At 41.4% G+C, this 21,083-nt stretch carries 26 protein-coding genes; 15 read left to right on the forward strand and 11 right to left on the reverse strand.

Translation table 11 applies throughout. The annotated features are described in order from the left end of the window. The 8 genes from FO440_RS24010 to FO440_RS24045 form a co-directional block, all read left to right on the forward strand. Positions 1-790, forward strand: a 790-nt coding sequence (locus FO440_RS24010) for an amidohydrolase family protein (RefSeq protein ID WP_144250869.1), incomplete at its 5' end; no start/stop codon positions are given. Positions 791-819: 29 nt separating this feature from the next. Further along, entirely contained in the window at positions 820-1,386 is a 567-nt protein-coding gene (locus tag FO440_RS24015) for a Crp/Fnr family transcriptional regulator (protein ID WP_144250870.1), read from the forward strand. Positions 1,387-1,392: 6 nt separating this feature from the next. Continuing rightward, positions 1,393-2,163, forward strand: coding sequence for a LuxR C-terminal-related transcriptional regulator (locus FO440_RS24020; protein ID WP_144250871.1), 771 nt, complete (start codon positions 1,393-1,395; stop codon positions 2,161-2,163). A 72-nt stretch (positions 2,164-2,235) separates the two neighbouring features. After that, positions 2,236-2,736 carry a cupin domain-containing protein gene (locus FO440_RS24025; RefSeq protein ID WP_144250872.1) on the forward strand — a complete coding sequence of 167 codons (501 nt, stop codon included), beginning with the start codon at positions 2,236-2,238 and terminating at the stop codon, positions 2,734-2,736. Between the two features lie 244 nt (positions 2,737-2,980). Then, positions 2,981-3,751, forward strand: coding sequence for a DUF5602 domain-containing protein (locus FO440_RS24030; protein WP_144250873.1), 771 nt, complete (start codon positions 2,981-2,983; stop codon positions 3,749-3,751). A 21-nt stretch (positions 3,752-3,772) separates the two neighbouring features. Beyond that, positions 3,773-4,165: a RidA family protein gene (locus FO440_RS24035; RefSeq protein WP_144250874.1), complete on the forward strand. Its 393-nt coding sequence runs from the start codon at positions 3,773-3,775 to the stop codon at positions 4,163-4,165. Positions 4,166-4,268: 103 nt separating this feature from the next. Then, positions 4,269-4,649: a TraR/DksA family transcriptional regulator gene (locus tag FO440_RS24040; RefSeq protein WP_144250875.1), complete on the forward strand. Its 381-nt coding sequence runs from the start codon at positions 4,269-4,271 to the stop codon at positions 4,647-4,649. Beyond that, positions 4,649-5,377: a DUF72 domain-containing protein gene (locus FO440_RS24045; protein WP_144250876.1), complete on the forward strand. Its 729-nt coding sequence runs from the start codon at positions 4,649-4,651 to the stop codon at positions 5,375-5,377. The genes FO440_RS24040 and FO440_RS24045 overlap by 1 nt, the downstream gene beginning before the upstream one ends. A gap of 59 nt (positions 5,378-5,436) precedes the next feature. Here the strand turns inward: FO440_RS24045 and FO440_RS24050 are convergent, their stop codons facing one another. Next, on the reverse strand, positions 5,437-5,712 hold the full coding sequence (locus FO440_RS24050; RefSeq protein WP_144250877.1) for a hypothetical protein: 276 nt from the start codon (positions 5,710-5,712) through the stop codon (positions 5,437-5,439). Positions 5,713-5,995: 283 nt separating this feature from the next. Between FO440_RS24050 and FO440_RS24055 the strand changes: the two genes are divergently transcribed. The 3 genes from FO440_RS24055 to FO440_RS24065 are packed head-to-tail and all read left to right on the forward strand — an operon-like array spanning position 5,996 to position 8,344. Beyond that, positions 5,996-6,670, forward strand: a complete 675-nt coding sequence (locus FO440_RS24055; RefSeq protein ID WP_144250878.1) for a hypothetical protein — start codon at positions 5,996-5,998, stop codon at positions 6,668-6,670. Further along, the gene (locus FO440_RS24060; RefSeq protein ID WP_144250879.1) at positions 6,663-7,223 is read left to right on the forward strand and encodes a hypothetical protein; all 561 of its coding nucleotides are present in this window, start codon (positions 6,663-6,665) and stop codon (positions 7,221-7,223) included. The genes FO440_RS24055 and FO440_RS24060 overlap by 8 nt, the downstream gene beginning before the upstream one ends. Next, positions 7,214-8,344, forward strand: coding sequence for an MBL fold metallo-hydrolase (locus FO440_RS24065; RefSeq protein ID WP_144250880.1), 1,131 nt, complete (start codon positions 7,214-7,216; stop codon positions 8,342-8,344). The genes FO440_RS24060 and FO440_RS24065 overlap by 10 nt, the downstream gene beginning before the upstream one ends. 66 nt (positions 8,345-8,410) lie before the next feature. Here the strand turns inward: FO440_RS24065 and FO440_RS24070 are convergent, their stop codons facing one another. The 10 genes from FO440_RS24070 to FO440_RS24115 all read right to left on the reverse strand — a co-directional run bounded on the left by FO440_RS24070 (position 8,411) and on the right by FO440_RS24115 (position 17,567). Next, positions 8,411-8,980 carry a peptidoglycan-binding domain-containing protein gene (locus FO440_RS24070; protein ID WP_144250881.1) on the reverse strand — a complete coding sequence of 190 codons (570 nt, stop codon included), beginning with the start codon at positions 8,978-8,980 and terminating at the stop codon, positions 8,411-8,413. A 30-nt stretch (positions 8,981-9,010) separates the two neighbouring features. Next, positions 9,011-9,388, reverse strand: a complete 378-nt coding sequence (locus FO440_RS24640; protein ID WP_186292793.1) for a hypothetical protein — start codon at positions 9,386-9,388, stop codon at positions 9,011-9,013. Further along, positions 9,385-10,527, reverse strand: coding sequence for a His-Xaa-Ser system radical SAM maturase HxsC (gene hxsC, locus FO440_RS24080; RefSeq protein ID WP_144250882.1), 1,143 nt, complete (start codon positions 10,525-10,527; stop codon positions 9,385-9,387). Before hxsC ends, FO440_RS24640 begins: the two co-directional genes overlap by 4 nt. Further along, complete coding sequence (gene hxsB / locus FO440_RS24085; protein WP_144250883.1) at positions 10,524-12,023, reverse strand: His-Xaa-Ser system radical SAM maturase HxsB; 1,500 nt, start codon at positions 12,021-12,023, stop codon at positions 10,524-10,526. The genes hxsC and hxsB overlap by 4 nt, the downstream gene beginning before the upstream one ends. 4 nt (positions 12,024-12,027) lie before the next feature. Beyond that, positions 12,028-12,549, reverse strand: coding sequence for a class I SAM-dependent methyltransferase (locus tag FO440_RS24090; protein WP_186292794.1), 522 nt, complete (start codon positions 12,547-12,549; stop codon positions 12,028-12,030). Next, entirely contained in the window at positions 12,533-12,910 is a 378-nt protein-coding gene (gene hxsD / locus FO440_RS24095; protein WP_144250892.1) for a His-Xaa-Ser system protein HxsD, read from the reverse strand. Before hxsD ends, FO440_RS24090 begins: the two co-directional genes overlap by 17 nt. Before the next feature lie 568 nt (positions 12,911-13,478). Continuing rightward, positions 13,479-15,155, reverse strand: coding sequence for a DNA translocase FtsK (locus tag FO440_RS24100; protein WP_144250885.1), 1,677 nt, complete (start codon positions 15,153-15,155; stop codon positions 13,479-13,481). Positions 15,156-15,270: 115 nt separating this feature from the next. Next, entirely contained in the window at positions 15,271-16,176 is a 906-nt protein-coding gene (locus tag FO440_RS24105) for a hypothetical protein (protein WP_144250886.1), read from the reverse strand. A 293-nt stretch (positions 16,177-16,469) separates the two neighbouring features. Continuing rightward, on the reverse strand, positions 16,470-16,997 hold the full coding sequence (locus tag FO440_RS24110; RefSeq protein ID WP_144250887.1) for a metallophosphoesterase: 528 nt from the start codon (positions 16,995-16,997) through the stop codon (positions 16,470-16,472). 159 nt (positions 16,998-17,156) lie between these two features. Beyond that, positions 17,157-17,567, reverse strand: coding sequence for a sensor histidine kinase (locus FO440_RS24115; RefSeq protein ID WP_186292795.1), 411 nt, complete (start codon positions 17,565-17,567; stop codon positions 17,157-17,159). Between the two features lie 68 nt (positions 17,568-17,635). Here FO440_RS24115 and FO440_RS24120 point away from each other — a divergent pair, with 68 nt between their 5' ends. From FO440_RS24120 to FO440_RS24135, 4 genes are all read left to right on the forward strand, one after another. Continuing rightward, complete coding sequence (locus FO440_RS24120) at positions 17,636-18,595, forward strand: glycosyltransferase family 2 protein (protein WP_144250889.1); 960 nt, start codon at positions 17,636-17,638, stop codon at positions 18,593-18,595. Next, positions 18,576-19,166: a polysaccharide deacetylase family protein gene (locus tag FO440_RS24125; protein ID WP_246104319.1), complete on the forward strand. Its 591-nt coding sequence runs from the start codon at positions 18,576-18,578 to the stop codon at positions 19,164-19,166. The genes FO440_RS24120 and FO440_RS24125 overlap by 20 nt, the downstream gene beginning before the upstream one ends. A gap of 380 nt (positions 19,167-19,546) precedes the next feature. Next, positions 19,547-20,869 carry a carboxypeptidase-like regulatory domain-containing protein gene (locus tag FO440_RS24130; RefSeq protein WP_222104051.1) on the forward strand — a complete coding sequence of 441 codons (1,323 nt, stop codon included), beginning with the start codon at positions 19,547-19,549 and terminating at the stop codon, positions 20,867-20,869. Continuing rightward, positions 20,859-21,083 (forward strand): hypothetical protein (locus FO440_RS24135; RefSeq protein WP_144250891.1); only part of this gene is annotated, 225 nt, incomplete at its 3' end. The genes FO440_RS24130 and FO440_RS24135, both read left to right, overlap by 11 nt.

Consider the following 21,083-nt stretch of genomic DNA (forward strand, 5'->3'; position numbering starts at 1 on the left):
AGCCATTAGGGGCCCGGAATATTCTTTATTTGATGTTGCGAAACAAGATATAGAGCTGGCACGTAAATTCGGACTACCCATCTCTATGCACGTTGGTTGCGGAACATTCGCCGATAAATACAAGGCAGTACAACAATTGGCCAAAGCAAATTTATTAGGCCCGGATATGAATTTTGCACATTGTAATTTCCTGACCGACCAGGATTTCAGGCTGCTGGCTGATCATGGTTGCTCGGTGTCCGTCACGCCCGAAGTTGAAATGCAAATGGGTTTAGGTTTTCCGGCTACCGGTAAAGCCATTGCAGCGGGTATGGCGCCATCATTAGGCGTGGATGTGGTTACAGCTGCAGGCGGCGACCTGTTTACACAAATGCGTATCGCGCTGCAAACTGAACGGGCACTGGCTAATGATATAATGTTGAGATCAGGTGAGATGCCGCAAAAGATCAACTTGAATGCTGCAGATGCTTTAAAATGGGCAACCATTAACGGAGCCAAAGCATTGCAGCTGGACAAAAAAACCGGTTCCTTGTCGCCCGGCAAACAAGCTGACCTGATCCTGCTGCGAACAGACTTGTTAAATATCGCGCCGCTGGTCATGAACCCGGTTAATTCTATTGTTTCTCAAGCGAGCTCGGCCAATATTGATACGGTATTTGTAGCGGGTAAAATAGTCAAAAGAAACGGCAAGCTGGTAGACCGGGATTTGGCAGCGCTCCGTGCGAAAGCCAAAGCAGCAGCCGGCTACATTTATGAAAAAGCATTGGTAAACAGCCTTCACGCCGGTTAATTTTCGCAAATTATAGTTTATCTTTAAGGATGAGGATACTTTTTAATATCGAAAGACTGATCAATCCCTCGCAGGAGGAGAAAGCAGCGCTGGAGCGTATTGTTAAAACCAGGTTGCTCAAAAAGCATGAGCACTTTCTGAATGAAGGCGATCTGTGTGAAACGATCGCCTTCATCGAAAAAGGAAGCGTCCGGTATTATTACCAGTTAGAGGACCGGCAAGTTTGCAAGGACTTTCTGCTGGAGAATGGCCTGGTTTGTTCTTTCGGCAGCCTGTTTTCGCAAGAACCGTCAACGACCTATATCCAGGCGCTGGAAGATACCGAACTGGCAGAGATCAATTACGAGGATATACAGGAATTGTGTAAAAGCTATCCCATTTGGAACAAGCTGGCCCGCATTATCATCCAGGAACAGGTGATCCGCGCCGAAAAACGTGAAGGCGCCTTTTTGAAAGACCTGCCCGAAACCCGGTTTCAGTCGCTTGTTGCTGAACACCCCACCATTTTTAAGCGTGTCCCCTTACAATATATTGCCAGTTATTTAGGCATGACACGGGAGACCCTGAGCCGTTACCGCAATAAACTAAATAAATAGCAAATTTTGGAAGAAAATAATGATCAATCTAACCTGCTGGTAAGTCTGAGGGTATTGAACCAGATAGGCGCATCCATTATCTCTGAACAAAGTATTGAAGAGATGATCGATACCGTGTATTACAACGTTAACAGGTTAATAGATGCCTATTCGTTTGCGATTGGTATTTACAACCCGGTCTCAGAGCGGATCGAGTACATAGGCGCAAGAGAAAACAATATAAAGCTGCCTGCTTTTTCCATCTACGCCCATGACCGGGAACGATTTTCAGGATGGATCTTTACGCATAAAAAAGAAGTCATCATTAATGATTATGCAACTGAATATGCCTTGTATGTACCGCGCCCGGTAACGCCGCTTCAAGGTATGGTTCCTGCTTCTTGTATGTATGTCCCCTTATTTGTTCAAAAAGAAATTATTTGCATTTTATCTGTAAGAACCATGGTAAAAAATGCTTATGCACCACAGTCTCTTGAATTTTTAAAGACGCTGGGGGTTTTTATCTCCAGGGCTATTGAAAATAACCGCACAAGTTCTCCAAAACTGGAAGCGGTCCGAAGCGTACCAGCCCATTATCATTTGAATCCGCTATCGGCAAGAGAAATAGAAGTATTGAACCTGCTGGCGAAAGGCTTTGCTAATAAAGCTATTGCCGATGAGCTTTTTGTAGCTGCGAGTACGGTAAAAACGCATACGCTCAAAATCTATCAAAAGCTGGATGCTGCCAATAGAACGGAAGCAATTGTAAAAGCAAAAGAATACGGGTTAATCAATTAAAATCCACCATTTGGTTGAGAACGCCCCTAAATATCCCCGTTAACTTTGTTTCATAATTAAAAAGAAAGATTTATGAACAACTTATTTAACAACACCGCTTTACATGTCCATAGCGAAACAATGCTGGAACGCTCCCGCTGGTATGGCCCTAATTTAATGACATTTTTAACTACAACTGCCGAAACCAACGGCCAGTTTTCATTGATCAAATGCGTATTGCGCAAAGGCTTTGAACCACCGCTTCACGTTCACAGCCGTGAGGACGAAAGCGTTGTGATCTTGTCGGGTGAAATAAACTATGAAATAGGTGAAAAAACCGTTCTCGCTAAAGCCGGCGATTATGTACACTTACCCAGGTCCGTACCGCACACTTTTAATTTGGTTAGCGATACTGCGACATTTTTATTGCTGATCACACCCGGCGGTTTCGAAGAAATGTTTCTTCAATTTAGCCGTCCGGCAGTAACTATGGAGTTGCCGCCGGTCCCGACAGAGAAACCCGGTCCTGAATTTTTTGAGCGCATGGAAAAACTAAACACGCAATTAGGGGTAACCGTATTACCCGCGCTTTGACCTTCTCTTTGTGATTTGAATCAAATGCCCTGACTTTAATTGAGCATACCTTTGTTCCAAAATAATAAAGGCATGAAGCGCATTTGAATTTAAACCATTACTTCTACCATTAACCGGGGCCCCGGTTAATTTAAAAGTACCAAAACAATTCAGTCAACAGGAATTACAGTTCATCCATACACAGCTATGGCCGGACCGCCCCCCTGTGCACTTTCGTCTAAACTTAAACAACAGAAAAAACGTCATGAAAAATCAAATTTTAACAACAGCAGCTGTATTGATGATCGCTGCAGCATCCTGCAAAAAAGAAAAAGTTACACATTTACCGGGCCAGTTTAAAGGCACCGCGGTGGCTTTGGGCAATGGCCACGCATGGTCATGGGTCGAAACAGACGCCCAAAATAAACCTTTAAACGTAGGCATCACTTTTGAAAAAACTGCTTTTACAAATTTACCTTCTGACGGAGAGGAACAGGAGTATGTATTAACCATGCCTGCTGAAAAAACTGCTACTCCTTTTCAGACGATAGTTTTAGACTGGAACCCGCACGGCCATCCACCAGAACATGTATATGACAAGCCACATTTTGACATGCACTTTTACATGATGCCTGAAAGTGATCGTTTGCAAATACCTGATTTTGAAACCGACTCGACCGGGTTTGTCAATTATCCTGCGTCGGCTTATTTGCCACAAAATTATGTACCTATCTCGGGCGGTGAGCCTGAAATGGGAACCCACTGGGTTGATGTTACTTCGCCCGAACTTTCACAAACCAATCCGCAGCCGTTTACACAAACATTTGTATATGGCAGCTATAATGGCAACGTTACTTTTTACGAGCCAATGGCAACATTGGCATTTTTAACCGGCACTAAAACTTTTGAACGCACAATACCACAACCTGCTAAGTTCAGTCGCGATGGTTATTTCCCGACTAAAATGAGCTTTACCGATAAAGGAACCACATTTGAAGTTACCCTGCATGACTTTATTTACCATTCAAAATCATAATAAACCAAAAAATATATAACAATGGAAAAGAAAATAGTAAACCCATGGACCTGGCAAGACAACTTTGTTTATGCCCAGGCGGTAGAAGTTAAACATAACCAGGGTACTCTGTATTGTTCAGGACAAGCAGCCATGACCGCCGACGGAAAACCGGCCGGTGGCAGCATGAACGACCAAATATTATTAAGCCTGCAAAACCTGGAGAAGGTAATTCACCAGGCAGGTTATAAATCTGCAGGCGTTGTACGCCTTAATTTGTACACTACATCAATAGCCGATTTCTTTGGTTCGTATGGTGTATTAGCCGGCTGGATGCAGCAACACAAAATAGTACCATCAAGCACGCTGCTTGAAGTTAAAGCGCTTGCCTTCCCCGAACTGTTGGTTGAAATAGAAGCTACTGTAGTCGGGTAATTATTGTCAAATTTCAGAGAGCCCCGCCAATTTAGCGGGGCTTTTTAAAATTCATACATCATCTTATTTAAAAACCAGTTCCGCTTTTCAGTGTTTATTCAGCATGCAAAACCAAAACAAAACAAAATACAACGATGCGGAACTACAAGAATTTCGCTCACTGATCGAGCAAAAAATAGCTATGGCCCGGGAAGAATTATACGACCTGGCAGGATCATTGAGCGCTTCCAATTCGAACGGGGACGATGCTGCCATCGCCGGCAAGACTTTGGAGGATGGTTCGGCTACGTTGGAGAAAGAACAGACCAACCAGCTGGCCGCAAGACAAAAAAAGTTTATCGAACAACTTGAAGCTGCGTTAATGCGGATACAGAATAAGACTTACGGGATCTGCCGTGAAACCGGTAAACTCATCCCGGCAGAACGCTTGCGCGCTGTGCCGCACACCACCCTGAGCATGGAAGCCAAACTCAAACAAGCCTGATGCGGCCGGGCGATTTCTATGGCGGAACAAGCGGACTGAAAATAGCGGTACCCAAACGTGATTTCCCGCCGGAGCATGCGGCGCTTTCCAGGCTGGGCTATTACGCTTTGCAAGAGAACAGTTTAGAGATCAACAGTTCTTTTTATAAAATCCCTCAAGCCAAAACCATACAGCGCTGGTCGACAGAAGTACCGGCCAGATTTCGGTTTACCTTTAAACTATGGAAAGGAATCACCCATCAGAAAAACCTGTTGTTTAATCAGGATGACATCGGCCGCTTTATGCAGGCGATCAATCTGCCGGAGGCGCAAAAAGGCTGTCTGCTCGTCCAGTTCCCGCCAAGCCTGCAGGTCAGCGCTTTGCCGCAACTGGCGGAACTTTTGGATAATTTAAGTCAATTTGATTGGCGCATAGCTGTAGAATTCCGACACGATTCCTGGTACAACGATCCCGTATACGCGCTGTTAAACGGGCAACAGGTCGCTATGGTCATCCAGGATATGCCCAAGTCCGCTACACCCTTTGAAACTACCGCAGATGACCTCGTCTACCTGCGTTTCCACGGCCCGGGCGGTAATTACAAAGGCAGCTATACCGACAGCTTTCTTTCCGAATACGCTACCTTCATCCGGGAATGGCAGGAGGAAGGGAAAACCATCTACGCCTACTTCAACAATACCGCCGGCGACGCCTTAGCTAATCTGCAACTGCTAAAAAGCTTTAACTAGTTTGGTACAGTCCGGGATAGGGGCCGGCTTTATAGCTAGCTCTGCTGCCGCCAACTGCATCAAATCAAAATATTATCTGTCACCCACCCTTCGGCATGGAATACCGCCGTGGATTCGATTTCATCATCCCTTCTCCCATAAAAAGATAGACAACTTAACCATCCTACGCAGCCTCCCCATCGGAATTCGCTTCGACTACTTCCAAACCTCTTAAAGCCCCTTTTAAAATCAGCAACAACTACGAAATCTAAAACGAATTCTCCGGCAAACCCGGCAAACAAAGAAACATCTTTGTTAATCTCAACAACGGATTCGGCTACAAGATCAAGCGCCAAGAGTAGGAATTCAATGGTATATATACTAAATTAAATCCCTTTTAATGAACCGAGTATTGGCGTTAATTTGTTTGAAAAATATGCCCTAATCGCATAAAATAACTATCAATAAATTATAAATCGATTATGGCTTTTCAACGACTTTACTTTAGAATATAAAATGGATATTTGCAATTACATTATTATAAAGGTCGGATAATCAACGAATTCCAAAATAATTAAATATTTATTTATTTAATAAAAATAGTATATTCGACTGCTGATAAAGTGACCTAATCTATATATGCCTGTAAATACACATTTGGAAGTAAAATCATTGGCATTTGTTATGCTGGGGGATTTTAACCCCGCATTAATACAGCCTTTCTGGCTGGCAAAAAAAGAATTAATTAGAGAATCAGAAGCTCAACAAACCAAAGTAGAATTAATTCATAATGAATTAGTCAGATTTGATCTTGGTTGGGCGAAATTTGATGTAAAGCCTGATAGATTTGAAATTAGTACGACCTCGGAACCACATTTCGGATTGGTCAGGGATTTGATCATTGGAATTTTTACGTTTCTGAACGAGACACCCATCAAGGCAGTCGGAATTAATTTTGTTTACGATATTAATCTTAAAACAGCTGAAAAATTCTATTCATTTGGAAATACTTTTGCTCCGTTAAAAAACTGGGATTTTCTTAACGAAGCACGAGTTGTTAACCTAGAGTTTTTTGAAAAAGACAGATCGGACAAACTTCCCGGTCATTATAGAATAAGAATTCAATCTTCTAATGCCATATCGTCTTTTGGCGTAAATATTGTTATTACAGATCATGTTGATGTTGATACTTCACGGTCTGAAAAAGATAATGGTTTAGTCAAACTCATCAACAGTTATTGGCCCACTGCGCTTGAAAAGGCAGATCGGCACATGGATAACCTTTGGAATAAATTTGAGCAGCAAAATGGATAGTACAGTTATTGAAAAAATCACCTCATCGGATTATCAATTAAGTGATACCAGACTATCAACAAAAGTTGTTGACGAAGCGATCGAGACGATTGATCTCAAGCTTATAAAAAACTCTGAAATTAAATATGAGGATGGCTATGATTTCAGCTTCCTTGACAAAAAAGATTCAGACATTTTATTTAATAATAAGCTTCATGCATTAAATAATCGAAATTTCAATACTTACCGGGAATATTATAAAGAAGCCCAAAATTGGGTGGGTCATATTATCGAGCTAAAGGAGGACAGTTTTGTCGCTAAATTAGAAGACCTTCACCATCCTGCTACATACGAAATTGCATCATTTGATTTTAATGATGTGTCTCCTGAAGATAAAAAGCTAATCGGTTTGGGGAATGTTTTTTATTGGAGCGTGGGATATGCTGTTAGGAACAGCCAGGTTATCAAAGAATCATTTATTAGATTTCAGCGTTTGCCTTCGTGGACTGTTGCACAGTTTGATACGATCGCAGATAACGCAAGGTCGTTAAGTAATAGTCTTAAATGGGATTAGAAGACTTACCGCAAATTCATATTGGAGAGGTTACACTTATAGGAACTGGAGGTGGTTACGGAGAAAGTTCGGTAATCCATATTGGAAATAATGAATGGGTGGTTATTGATAGTTGTATTGATCCCAATACTAGAACTTGCTTACCATTAGATTATTTACTTGCTCTTGGCGTCGACGTTAAAACTCAAGTAAAAGTGATTATTTGCACGCACTGGCATGATGATCATATTTTAGGAATGTCAAGTCTTTTAGGAGCTTGCGAATCTGCCAAGTTTTATTTTGCACGCAGTACAGACAAAGACAAATTTTTACTTTTGCTATCTCTCGATGTAGCGAAAGCAGATGACGGCGTGTGGAGTTCGTCTACAACAGAATTTTTTAATTGTGTTAAGCTAATTGCTGAAAGAAATGAGATCCCTCTTAGGGCTTCGCAAGATAGATTACTGTACAAAACAGAGGCAAACGGAGTGTCTAACGAGGTTTGGGCTCTTTCGCCTTCTGATTACACTTTAGACAAATTCGATCAAGAAATTTCTAAACTAATTGATGTCATAAAACACCGGAATAAGAAATTTATAAATGAGTCTCCGAATTCTAAATCGGTAGTAATTTACATTAAAATAAACGATCATCGCATCCTATTGGGGGCCGATCTCGAAATTTCCCGAGATAATAAAGAAGGTTGGGATAATATTTTAGAAAATTGTTTGTCGATAGATCGAAAAGCTTCTCTTTTTAAAGTTCCTCACCATGGATCTGAAAATGGTTACCACACAAAAATATGGTCTTCTTTATTAATTGATAATCCTGTTTCAAAAATTACACCTTGGAACAGAAACCAAAAACTACCTCAAAAAAGTATGTTGCAGAAATATGCAGGACATAGTAGTAATTTATACTTGACCACCAGTGTTTTGACTTTAGGAAGTAAAGCCAAAAAACGAGAGAAATCAATCGAAAAACTTATTTTGGAAAAAAACCCGAGCTTGCAGGAAATAAAATATAAACACGGCATTATCAGGTCCAGAATCGACTGTTTAAAAAATGACGTGATATGGCAGGTTGAACTTTTTGGAGCCGCAGTACAAATTGATCAATCCTATATTGATAAAATGGCTTGATCCATTAATTACATTTAATGCCTTCAATTTTGTCCATAGGTGTTTTAAATGAGTCGCTTTCTATTTTTAAGGACGTGACAAAAACGATAACGTCGTGCTATTAACCTTGCCATTCTCAGGAAGGTCCATGGCTTTCTGGAATTTCTTTACGGCAACTTCAGTTTGTGCGCCAAAGTAGCCGCTAGTGGGAACGGTGTAACCTTTACCCTTAAGCAGTTCCTGCATCCGTTTGACGTCTTCACCCGTCATTCCTTTGACTAGCATCCGAGAAGTATCAACAGTTGTTACCGATTGAGAGCTAGATCGAACCGGCCCAACTGGAGCCACGGGTTCGGGAGTATAAGATGGGGTATAAGTCGGCGAAGAAGATGCGTGAGAGGCATGGGATGCGTGTGAAGCATGCGAGGCATGAGAAGTGTGCATCATGATTTTGCTGGCATCGGGTTTTGCCATATTTAACTTTAGTACCAGATTAGCTTTTAGGCGGTTTTTTGCGACCGATATATTAGCATCGCTCTCATCAGGTTGCACATTCACTGATGTTGTAGCTTTTGCCCGGTTACCTGCTAATAAGGCTACCGATGCCAAGGCCAGTGACATTGCCTTAAATTTTTTTGAGTTGGGATTAGGTTTCATATGATCAGGATTAAAATTGAAGTTAAGCAATTATTTTTGTTTGTTTTTACCCAATTGATACGCACCGTAAGCCAAGGCGCCGCCAACGACCAGCACGCCCAGGCCACCGATACCGCCGTCGTCTCCGCCGCCACCGTAATGTCCGGAAGCGTGAGAACTATGCGAAGCATGTGAACTGTGAGAACTATGGGAGCTATGCGATACAAAGCGAGCCCCATTGGCTTCAAATCGCCGAGTGAATTTTAATACCAGTTTTGGTTTTAACTTCCGAATACGGGTAGCTATGGGTTCAAGTCCGGCGTTAATAATGCCTGATGAAGATGCTGCGATTACCGGTTGGCTCCGTAAAGCCGTAGCTGCAGCAAATACTAAAGCGGTTTTTTGTGCGAGAATGGGGAACTTTTTCATGAGGTTAATAGGTTTACGTCTTCAAAAACCGGTTGAATATGTGCGCTGCATTTTTTTAAATTCCAGGTGAATAATCCGCCACAGTCATGAAGCTTACTGCAAGCTTGGCAAGCTGGCAGATAATCATTTTTCCAATCAGAAATGGATTTGCGCGCATACCCCCAAAGTCTTTCAGGCATGACACATAATTGCGCATTGTATATAGAAACGTGCATGCCTTGGCCGGCAAGAAATTCTACCGCTTCAGTTAGTTCTTTATTATAGTCGTAAGGGTCTATCCATAACTTTTCGATATTGTGCGGGGTGTAACCGGTATATTCGAGGCCCATAAAAGTAACATGCTCGGCAAATGGCAGATTTTTAAAGATGTAACGTGCCAGCCGGCTGAGTCGTGGAATAGATTGCTGATGCAGAACTACGCGGATTTCTAACCGAATACCGTAACGGGCCAGGTTGTGTAAACCCAATATGGTCTGATCAAATGCTCCGCGTGCCTGGACAATGTAATCATGCACCTGATAATAGTCAGCGTAAACCGGGATGCCGAGCATCATGCGGGGGTTCCCGATCTGTGCCAATCGTTCGGCGAAATGGTTCCAGGCAAATGTCCGTCCGTTCGTCAGGATGTGTATATCTGTTTTCGGCAGTTCGCGGGTGATTAATTCCAATAGTTCAAAAAAATATTCACCCATCAATGTGGGTTCGCCACCGGATATCGTGAGTTCTAAACAATCTTTTGGGATCAAGGGTATTACCCGCCGGTATAGTTCGAATAGGTAAGGGATATCATTTCTATCCTTAGGTGGTTGTGAGCACATTAAACAGTTGCTGTTACAGCGTTCCGTAGCCAGGATCGTATTGTAAAACGAGTTGACACGATATACGGTGCGGACAATTCCGTCCTGTCCGATAGAAACAATGTCCCCATCTGATAGATGATCCAAAGCCTGGATGTTAGCTATGGTTGGCACAATACTCGCCTCAATAGACTGGCAACTCAAATGTGCGATATAACTGCCGTAATTAAATTCATCTCCAACCCAGATAAGACTTTCACCATGGTGATCAGGATTGCGGGTGATCACTCCGACAATAAGGTCATTCACTCCTGTCGGGATACCTTTGGCTCGAAAAATCATGAGGCCCTCCTTTGTGAAATCCAACCTTCAAAAATTTGCCTGGTTTGCGGATCTCCATCCATCAACTCGATCAGGTACCGGATGAGCTCCATGTTTTTTTGGCAAAAAGTACTGGTTGGGCGATAACCCCAGACAGAACCCTGGGTAGCGTGATTATGTACCGGATCCGCCCCGCAATAGGATTGGAACGCACATTCTGAACATCCCGGAAGTGTTTCGTTTACCATAACTTCGGATAAAGCCTGTGCTTTTTCACCATAAAATATATCCCCGTAAGTGTCGGTGTCCAAATGACCTAAACGAAAAGTGAAGTCACCTGATTCAGCTAGCATCCGGCTTTCATCACTGGCGTAAACGGCACCATCATAATTAAACAGGATCACGTTGGTGATAGCACCTGCAGGCGAATTAAGGTCGACATAACCAACCGGAAAAGGGGTAAGGATTTTCTTTAAAATGATCGTGGCATATTCTTCCCTGAAAAATTCGCCTCTTTTATTATAATCAAGTATATGATGTAAAGCTTTTTTGTAGAAGTTGATAAAGCGCTCGATCTCATATTTGTTTTTTTTCTCGTTTTTTAACGCAAAGCCGTAAGGTGAAACAGGACGCAAAAAAATACTGCGAAAACCTTGCTGAAAGTATTCGTCGACGATTTCCGTTGGGTGATCCAGGGATAGATTTGTAGTGGTCATTAAGGCCGAAAGGTTTCCGGTGCCCAGCCATTTTCTGGCTAGTTCTATGCCTTTGATGGTTAATTCGTAACTGTTGTTACCGGGGCGGCGACGATTTTGATTATGGATAAATCCCGGACCGTCCAGCGAAGTTGATAATAAGACATTATTGGTTTTACAGTAGGCCAGGATATCCTCGTCTAAAACGGCAAGATTGGTGCAAATAACATAAGTGACTTGTTTTTCCAGTTTAGCTGCGAGCGGTTTGGTGCGTTCGATAGCATATACAATTTTATCAAAAGCCAGTAAGGCTTCCCCGCCCTGAAATTCCATGGTTAAATAATCACTGGGCGATTGCAACATGAGCTCAATTCCTTTATTGATATGTTCATACCGCATATCAAATTCATCTTTGTTCGTGGTTACGCGGGATACCTGGCAATAATGGCAAGTATGTTCGCAACGAAGAGTGATAACAAATAAATGCAGGCTGGTAAATTGATCTAAAAATGATTTCTTGGTACGATAACGCGTGGCTAAGACATCTATTAATGCCGGAACCTCTTGTTCTGCGATAAAGAATCCGGCAACCAAATCTCCATAAAGATCTGCGTCTTCTTCGATTGAAAGTTGACGCTGTATGATACGTCCCGCGGTTCCGAGAGGTACAACCAGATGGTCGCCAACTTCATTGACTAAAACTTCTTTGTCATCATTCAATCGATGAAACCGAAAAGGCAGCAGGAAATAATTTGATTGTTGTTCTGCATAGTAGCCGATATCTTTGAACTTTCGGTTAGTACGTGGGCTTAGGGTTTCCATTTACTTATATTTTAATCAATATTTTTGCCGAACCCCGGCTTTCTATATTATTTGGGTGTTTGCAAGCGCGAAAGCGATAACTTAACAGCTCTTTTTTACCCAATATTTGTTTTAATTCTTGTTCATTAGGTAGCGTCCTGAAGTTTTCGCCGTGGCAGGCGGGTGACTCAATTAAGAGTAAAGCACCCTTTTGCATTTTTTTCAGGAGCAATTCGATGAAGGCTACTGTATAATAATGAACGACACAAACCAAGTCGTAACATTTTAGGTCGAAGGCTGACAAGTGCTCTAAATTCAGTTGCTTCGTTTGAATATTCAGGCCTTGGGCATCTTGCTCAATATGTTTTAGTGCCGTCTGGTCAATATCGACGGCCAGCACCTTGCAAAAATGTTTAGCCAGGAAAAAAGTATTACGTCCACTTCCGCTGGGAGCATCCAGGCAATAGCCATCACCCTTCCCTTGGTATTTGCTAAGCACAGTTTTAACGAACGGCGAAACGTTACAGAAATCATCCTTTATTTTCATATACAGAAAATCCAACTGGATCGCTGATTTCACCCGGTGGATCTTCATCCAACTCGCCATTTGAAAATGCTTTTGCAATCAGCAGATCCCGAACGTTTTGGGTTTCTTTACTGACCATGTCTCGCAAATTAAAATCAATTAAGTCCCTTTCTAATTTTTGAAGGAATAGTTTCAATTCTTCCCGTGAAATCTCTTGAGCAGTTGTTAATTGAAGCTGATAGTAGCCATCATTGATGTTCACTGTTGTGTGAAAATGATCGCCGTACCAATACAGACATTTGAAGATGGCTTCTTTCGAGAATAGCCGTTCATCCGCATAAGCAAAAATGCTATTGCCTTCAATATGATTTTGATTTTCCATTTTAGCGATGACGTGAATGGTGTGAGTGATGAGAAACATGCGAAGCGTGAGAAGCATGATTGGATAACTGTACTTTGGCATCGGGCTCGCCGAAGTTTAGTTTCAAGATGGGCATCGTTTTAGGCTTCTGCGCTACAATCTTAAGTGACTTCGTGATGGATTTTTTAGCAAATGACCCAATTTCCGTTGATCTGCTCGCTAATAAAGATGTGAGGTTTGGTTGTGTGTTTGACATGATCTGTTAGGTTGTTTGTTTAAAGTTAATAATAAATTAAATATAAACAATTTAGCTCTAAAAGTTGATGTGCTGTCGGTGAAGCAAAGTAATTAGATTTTGATGTATCGCTGCGCTGACCGCGCCAAAGTTTCCTGCCTGTTAGCTATATAATGATTTATAAGTAAAGGACTGGTGATTAACATTTTCATAAGAGCCGGTAACCGCAAAATAAAATCGGCTGTCTTTGTCCAGTTTAGGGTTTTTTCCCTCCAGCACACTCCAGAAATTGAGTTTCTTACTGGTTGGGATATCGTCGTCAACGATAAAGTTATCCTGGAAATTAGATAGGCATCAGGAGTTAAATAAGCGTTGCCAAAAAGATTTTGATTTTTGAATTACTTTTGGTTCTGGCTGGTTTAGGTTGATATAGACAGGTATTTCTTCGGGTGCTTTTACTGTGTTTACAGGCTTTGGAGCAGGCGCCGGTTGGGTAGGTTCGGGATACGGCGGTTCTCCATTTAAAAAGCGCATTAAGGATGTTTCGTCAGCAAATAATACTTCGCGTGCTTTACTGCCATCAAAGGCGCCGACAATGCCCGCGCTTTCCAACTGATTCATAATCCGTCCGGCGCGGTTATAGCCTAATTTTAATTTGCGTTGAATAAGTGAAGGTGAACCTTGCTGATACATAACAATCAGACGGGCTGCTTCTTCAAAATATGGATCCCGATCGCCGGGATCAGTATAAGGTGTTGAAGCATCTTCAGATTTGGACTCGGGCAGGAGCATGGCTGTGGGATAACCCGGTTGTAAACCGACAAAATTGGTCAGGCTTTCAATTTCATGGGTATCGATTATGGCGCCCTGCAAATGAAAAACATCAGCGCCATGCCTGAATAAAATATCTCCGGGATGATGTAAAGATTCAGCCCCCTGGATATCCAAAATGGTTTTAGAGTCTGTGGTCGAAGCTACTCTAAAGGCTAAACGGCAAGAGAAATTAGCTTTAATGTTACCTGTAATGACCTTTACAGATGGCCGTTGTGTTGCAATAACCAAATGAATACCGACAGGTCTGCCTAATTGGGCTAAGCGGTTGATGACAGTCTCGACGTCATGGTTGGGATTGAGCAACTCTGCAAATTCATCAATTACTATAACAAGATACGGCAAGTATCGGTGCCCGGAATCTGTTTCGAGTAAACGCGTTACGAATCGCTTGTTATATTCTTTGATGTTCCGTGCCCCGGCTTTTTTTAATAACCCATAGCGCTGATCCAACTCAAGACCCACACCTGCCAAGGTGTGTATTGCATTGTCTAAATCGCCCACAATGGATTTTCGCGAATGCGGAAGTTTAGCTAAAAATTGACGTTCAATCCGGGTATATAAGGCCAGTTCTAACTGACGAACATCAATAAGGATTAATTTAAGTTCTGAAGGATGCTTCTTATATAATAATGAGGCTAATATAACATTCAGGCAAACAGACTTACCCTGGCCGGTAGCGCCACCGATCAAGATATGAGGCAGTTCAGCTAAGTCAATCGTAAATACTGAATTATCTATGGTTTTTCCGAGCGCTATAGGCAACTCCATCTTGGTTTTTTCAAAAGGTTCGGTATTGATTACCGAACGAATGGTCACTCGATCCGGCATTGCGTGAAATACTTTAATTCCTACGGTTCCTTTACCGGATAACTGGCCGATCACTTCAACTTTTGCCGCCAAAGCTAAAGCCAGGTCCGGTTCAAGGCTTTTGATCTTAGCTATCCGCACACCTGGGGCTGGTATCACTTCATATAAGATTATCGTCGGTCCTATTGTAGCTTTAATCCTATCGATTTCAACACCGCTAAAGGCTAAAGTTTTGATAATACTATTTTTTTCGGCATCTAATTTTTGGGCGGTAATCGAGAGATTTGATGGCGGTGAAGATAATAATGCTGTTGGCGGATATTTATAATCAGTCAAATCAAGTTTTGGGTCAATCTGACCAAAGTCTTCTTCTGAATTTTCCGCGCTCATACCATTATTTTGAAATAAATATATAAAAACAGAAAATCATATTAAGTTATTCAATCAAATTCTACTAATTAGCAGTTGATAAAGATTGTTTTCGGAACGCTTATATCGCCCTTTTTTAAAATGGCTCCGAATTAAAACTATCCAACATTGCTTTTCCAATTGATGCTAATTCCTGATCCAGCACCAGTTTGTTTTTAATTTCCAATACACCAAAAAGCTGACGCATCAACATTAGCAGCTGTCCTAAAGTATGTTGATAGATCGTAATATCCTGATCGATGTGTAAGGTTAAAAGGTGATGCGCTTGAGGACTGAAATGCTGATATTGCGAAAGATATTTAAATAACGATTTTAGCTCATCGTGCCAGGGGAGATCACGGGCTTTCAAAAATGCTAATTTTTTGGCTTCTGAAATAAAGCCGCAATTTTCGTGCTGATTAAGTTGCTTTTTGATGTCGGGATGAGTTGTCGAGCGTAAGTCAGCATTAGTTTGCCATTTTCCGTTTCTATCAACCAAATCTGGATTTCCTTTTTTAAAATACGCCTCAACATCAACCTCAGCAATGGGAGTATCGCCTTTGACTGTACTGACAAATGCCCGGAACTGTTGTTCAGCTTTGATCCCGTCAATCACACTTACAGTAAATTCCTTATGTAAAATTTTCAGTTCATTTCTCAGGGCTTGTTGTTCCGGGTCATTCATTACAACAGTACCCCACAAATAATAACTATTAATTATATCATCGACCATTGTGCGGTAAAGGACATTGATACTCGTTTTGTAGCGATAATCATCGTTCATTAAGTGCATCAGGGCATTAGCTGCATCAAGATTTAACCTGATTTTTGTCAGTAACTTTAAAAAGGCTTCGCAACCAGTCCTTTGTCGCTGATCTTTGGTTTCGTCTAAAAACCGGCACAAATACCTAATCAGTTCGTCCTGCCAAAATCGCAAGATAGAAAGTCGTTTTCTAAGTTTGATATTTAGTTCAGCTTCAAAATGCTCATCGTTATATACCATTCGTGAATTTCTTTTGATTTAAAGTAACAAATTAAAGTAGCTATTGCGCAGCCTATTTGCGTAGTAAATTTTAAAAAATAAATTTATTATCTACACAGGTTTCGTCACAATGTCTAGTTTTAAAGATTTATTTAAATATCAACTTCATGAAAGTACGCCCACTTATGCAAAACATCCAGGTAAGTAATCGACTTCCCCTCTGAAATATTGGCGCAGGGCTGATCCATCGGCGTATGGCCGACAAACTGGTGATAGCCGTCGAGCGCGTCGTCCCAGGTGACCTTCGCGTCCGATCAGACGGCGCTGCCATCGCTATCTTGCCCGGTGCGAACGCGGCAGGGTGTGAATAGGGCAGGGGCGTGGGCGTTCCTGCGCATGGCGTTCATCGTGTCAGCGATGGGTTTATTGCCGTAGCGGTAGCGGCGGTATACCTCGTCACATTTCAGTTGCCGGAACCAGGTGTTCGTCACCCCGGCATGCGTAAATAACATATTTCTGACCTGGTAGGCATAAGCAAAATGATGGTCGTTGGCGCGGAATAATTTCGTTAAGGCAGGCTGCGCGGACGCGCGGAACCCCGCACAACGGTAATGCGGATAGTACATATATTGCGCGTCAAGATTGCCCGTCAGCAGCACCACCCGCCAGGGATACCTTGCTTTGAAGGCGATAACATCCCGCAAGTTCTCCAGGATCTCCTGATCGCTTTTTCGCAGACTGTCCACATAGTCCCCCAGGAAAATAAATTTAGATTGGTCATCCATGGGTGCCTCTTTCCAAATATCCCGCCCATGCAGATCGCCGATAATCACATGTTTCATACCCCAAAGTTATCAGCAAAAAAGCCCCGTGGTGGTAGATATTGTGTTCTTAATCAAGAATGTTAACTCAAATGGGTGTTTAAGCCCGGGTTTCTGTTACATTTTAGCAAGATAATCGCTTTATTACCGATTATCTTGTTGTTTTTTTACACTGCTATATCAAATTGGCAGGCTGAAATAAAAAGTCGACCCCTTGCCGGTTTCGCTTTCCACCCAGATGCGGCCACCGTGCAGCTGCACGATCTGGGCGCTCAGGTACAGGCCGATCCCAAAACCGGCGATATGTTGCGTATGTTCGGTTTTGACCCGGTAATAGCGGTCGAAGATCTTATCGGTATCCTCCGGCGCGATCCCCATACCCTCATCTTTGACGCTGACCGTTACGCTGACAGGGGAAAAGCTGCAGCTAACCGTGACCGTTTTGCCCTTGTCTGAATACTTGACCGCGTTGCTGACCAGGTTGGAAATTACCGAACTGATCTTATCCCGGTCGGCCGCGATTTCCAGGAAAGGGCAGTTACCCAGTACAACAGGGTGGGTGCTCGCAGTCAGTTTGATCTCATCGACCACTTCCCTTAGAAGTCCGCCGATAAGTTTTCATATCTCCTCACTTAAAACCTAAATCTTACCATACAATTGTGAAAAAGAAACTATCGATTGTTATCCCGGCTTTCAACGAGGAAAGAAACATATGCCAGATTGTTTTAGAGATATCTAAAGCTTTGAATGAAACAGGCTATCTATTTGAATTTATTTTTATAAATGACGGTAGCTTTGATAATACTTTAAACGAAATTAAGCTACAGTCAAAAAAATATGATAATATCTTTTACATAGATCTATCGAGAAACTTTGGCAAAGATTATGCACTTAAAGCTGGTATTAACCTGGCAAAAGGTGATGCCATAATAACTATAGATGCAGACTTACAACATCCAGCAAGTCTTTTGCCCAAAATGCTACAGTACTGGGAAACTGGTTATGAGATTGTCTATACCTATCGTGACAAACCTAATCCCTATACCAATATATTGTCCCGTATTTCTTCAGCCTTGTTTTATAAAATTATTAGTATTGTTTCTGATAATACGCTGGAAAATGGACTTTCAGACTTTAGGCTTGTCGACAAGAAAGTTGCTGATGAATTAGTAAAGATCAATGAATATGAATTTTTTTTCAGAGGCATGATCAAATGGATTGGGTATTCGCAAATTGGCATTCCATACACTCCCTCTGCAAGACTTACCGGCACTCCAGCATATTCTTCTTTTAAATTAATCAAACTTGCTATTGGAAGCATAATGGCCTTTAGCGTGAAACCATTATATCTGGCCACGGGGATCGGTTTGGTTTTTTCATTGTTAGCTTTATTTTACATACCCTACATCCTAATTAGCTATTTTTGTGGTTATGATGCACTTTCTGGGTGGGCATCATTGATTGCAACAGTAGCTTTTTTTGGCGGTTTGCAATTATTGGTTTTAGGCATCATAGGCAGCTATTTAGGAAGTATATTTTTGCAAACGAAAAATCGCCCGAATTACATAATTCGATCAACCAACCTAATCCAAATTGAAAATGATCCTGTTGAGTTTTGATATCGAGGAATTTGATATGCCGATAGAATACGGCCAGCCCATAACATTTGAAGAACAATTAACTATTTCAACAAATGGAATATTGTTGATTTTAGATTTGTTAAAAAGTTTCAATGCAAAAGCGACCTTTTTTTGTACAGCCAATTATGCTTTAAATCGTCCAATTATAATATCTGAAATAATCAATGAAGGGCATGAGATCGGGTCTCATGGTTATAATCATTCAGACTTTAAAATTGAACATTTGTTGTCATCAAAAATAGCATTGGAAAAAATAATCGGATTAAAAGTGATTGGTTTCCGAATGCCAAAAATGATGCGGGTTAATGAATATGAAATACAAAAAGCGGGTTATATTTATAACTCATCGCTTAACCCAACCTTCATCCCAGGTCGATATAACAACCTAAATAAACCCCGTAGTTGGTTTTATGAATATGGCATTTTACAATTACCTGCATCAGTATCCTCTTATCTTCGTTTTCCGTTATTTTGGTTAACCTTCCACCATGTGCCATTATTTGTTATAAAAGAATGTGCTCGGCAGCCCATAAAAGGGATGGTTATTTAAACTTATACTTTCATCCATTGGAGTTTGTTGATTTAAGGCCACTAACGAATGTTAATTTACCCAGTTACATAACTAAAAATTCAGGAGATCGTTTTGTGAAGAGGATTTCTGATTTTATCAGTTGGGCAAAATCAGAGCACTTTTTTTTGAGAGAATTAAAGACTTTGTAGAACACTTAGCTTAATAAGGCGACATAAAAGATAGGAAACGTTAGTTTTTGTTGATAATAGTAAAAATATATTTACTATTAGTTAATTAAGTAATTGTGATTCTAATTATATCATTTATTTAACCTCTGTATTTTTATTACTTTTGAATTACCTAAAACCTATTCCGTGAAAAATCGCTGCCAATCATTTCTCATTATTATTTTGTTATTCGTGTCTCATGGGATTTTTGCCCAGACAGGCTTTACAGTATCTGGAGTTATCGTAAATGAAAAGGGCGAACCGGTTAAAGCTGCAACTGTTTTTATAGGCAGCTCTGAACGCGTTACCTCAACGGACGAAAATGGGAAGTTTAGTTTTACCGGCATGCCTTCAGGAACCTTTCAGCTATCTGTACAGTTATTAGGTTATAGCTCAGAAACACGCACAATTATTGTAAAAGACATATCTCTCCATATTCAATTACAATTAACACCAAAATCTATTCGTCTTGAAGAGGTAGTGATAGGAAAGAAAAACGCATGGGATAACAATTTCAAATTATTTAAAAAAAACTTTTTAGGTGAATCAGAAAACGCTAAGCAATGTGTTATCACCAACCCAAAAGTGATAAACTTTAGCACAAAAAAAGGTATATTAATGGCTGACGCAGATGATTTTCTGATTATCGAAAACAAGGGGCTGGGCTATCGTATCCATTACCAACTAAAAGATTTTGGCTACAACGCTGTAGACGATATCGCGCTTTATCATGGCGAATGCAGTTTTGAGGACCTTGATGGGACAGATGAAGAAAAAAAGCGATGGACACAAAATCGTTTAAAGACCTACCAAGGTTCATTTATGCATTTTTTGCGCTCGGTTTATGCAAACAACACATCTGAAAATGGATTTATCACGAAATCTATTGATGGATATGCAACAATGAAAAATCAAGATGAAAAGACGACTCTTCTAATTGATAGACCAATAGTGAGTAATCGAACAATAAGTTTCGACTCTTTAATTACCGCACTAGATACAAATTTTATGTCCTTCAAATTCAGGCAGCAATTATATGTTACATATAATCCTGGGACTGCAACCCGTATTAATGGAAATCAAGCTGATTTTCAACGAGGCATCACTATTGATCCCAAGGGATCAATATTAAAACTAGTGACAGACCGGGCCGTAATTGACAAAAAAGGAAGTTATACAAATTATAGTGATTTTTTCATCCACGGCTATTGGGCAAAGGCCCGGGTGGGCGACCAGTTACCGGTTGAATACCAACCGCCGGTACCCGACCTTCCGCGCCGGATGATTGCTATTAACCCACTGCTTGTTTCTTTGCAAAAATGGACGGACAGTATCCCGCAGGAAAAAGCCTATCTGCACCTGGATAAACCATATTATGTACCCGGCGATACCATTTGGTTTAAAGGATACCTAACCACCGGCAGCAGGCACCGGCTCGCCGTTGAGCGGAGCTGTTTATGTCGACCTGATAAACGAACAAGATCAACCTGTAAAAACGTTGAAGTTGCCTGTTGATTCAGGAACCGTTGCCGGCGACCTGATACTGGACGATGAAATTAAAGCAGGAAGCTATCGCATAAGAGCCTATACCCAATGGATGCGCAACGCCGGCGAAGATTATTTCTTTAACCGGATATTTACTATAGGCAATCCTTTACAAACAGAAAAAGATAAAAAAGCACTAAAACCATCACGACAACAACCGCTGCGACAACCCGACGTGCAATTC

Origin of the sequence: Mucilaginibacter corticis, assembly GCF_007558865.1 — a bacterium.
Taxonomy (GTDB): Bacteria; Bacteroidota; Bacteroidia; order Sphingobacteriales; family Sphingobacteriaceae; genus Mucilaginibacter; species Mucilaginibacter corticis.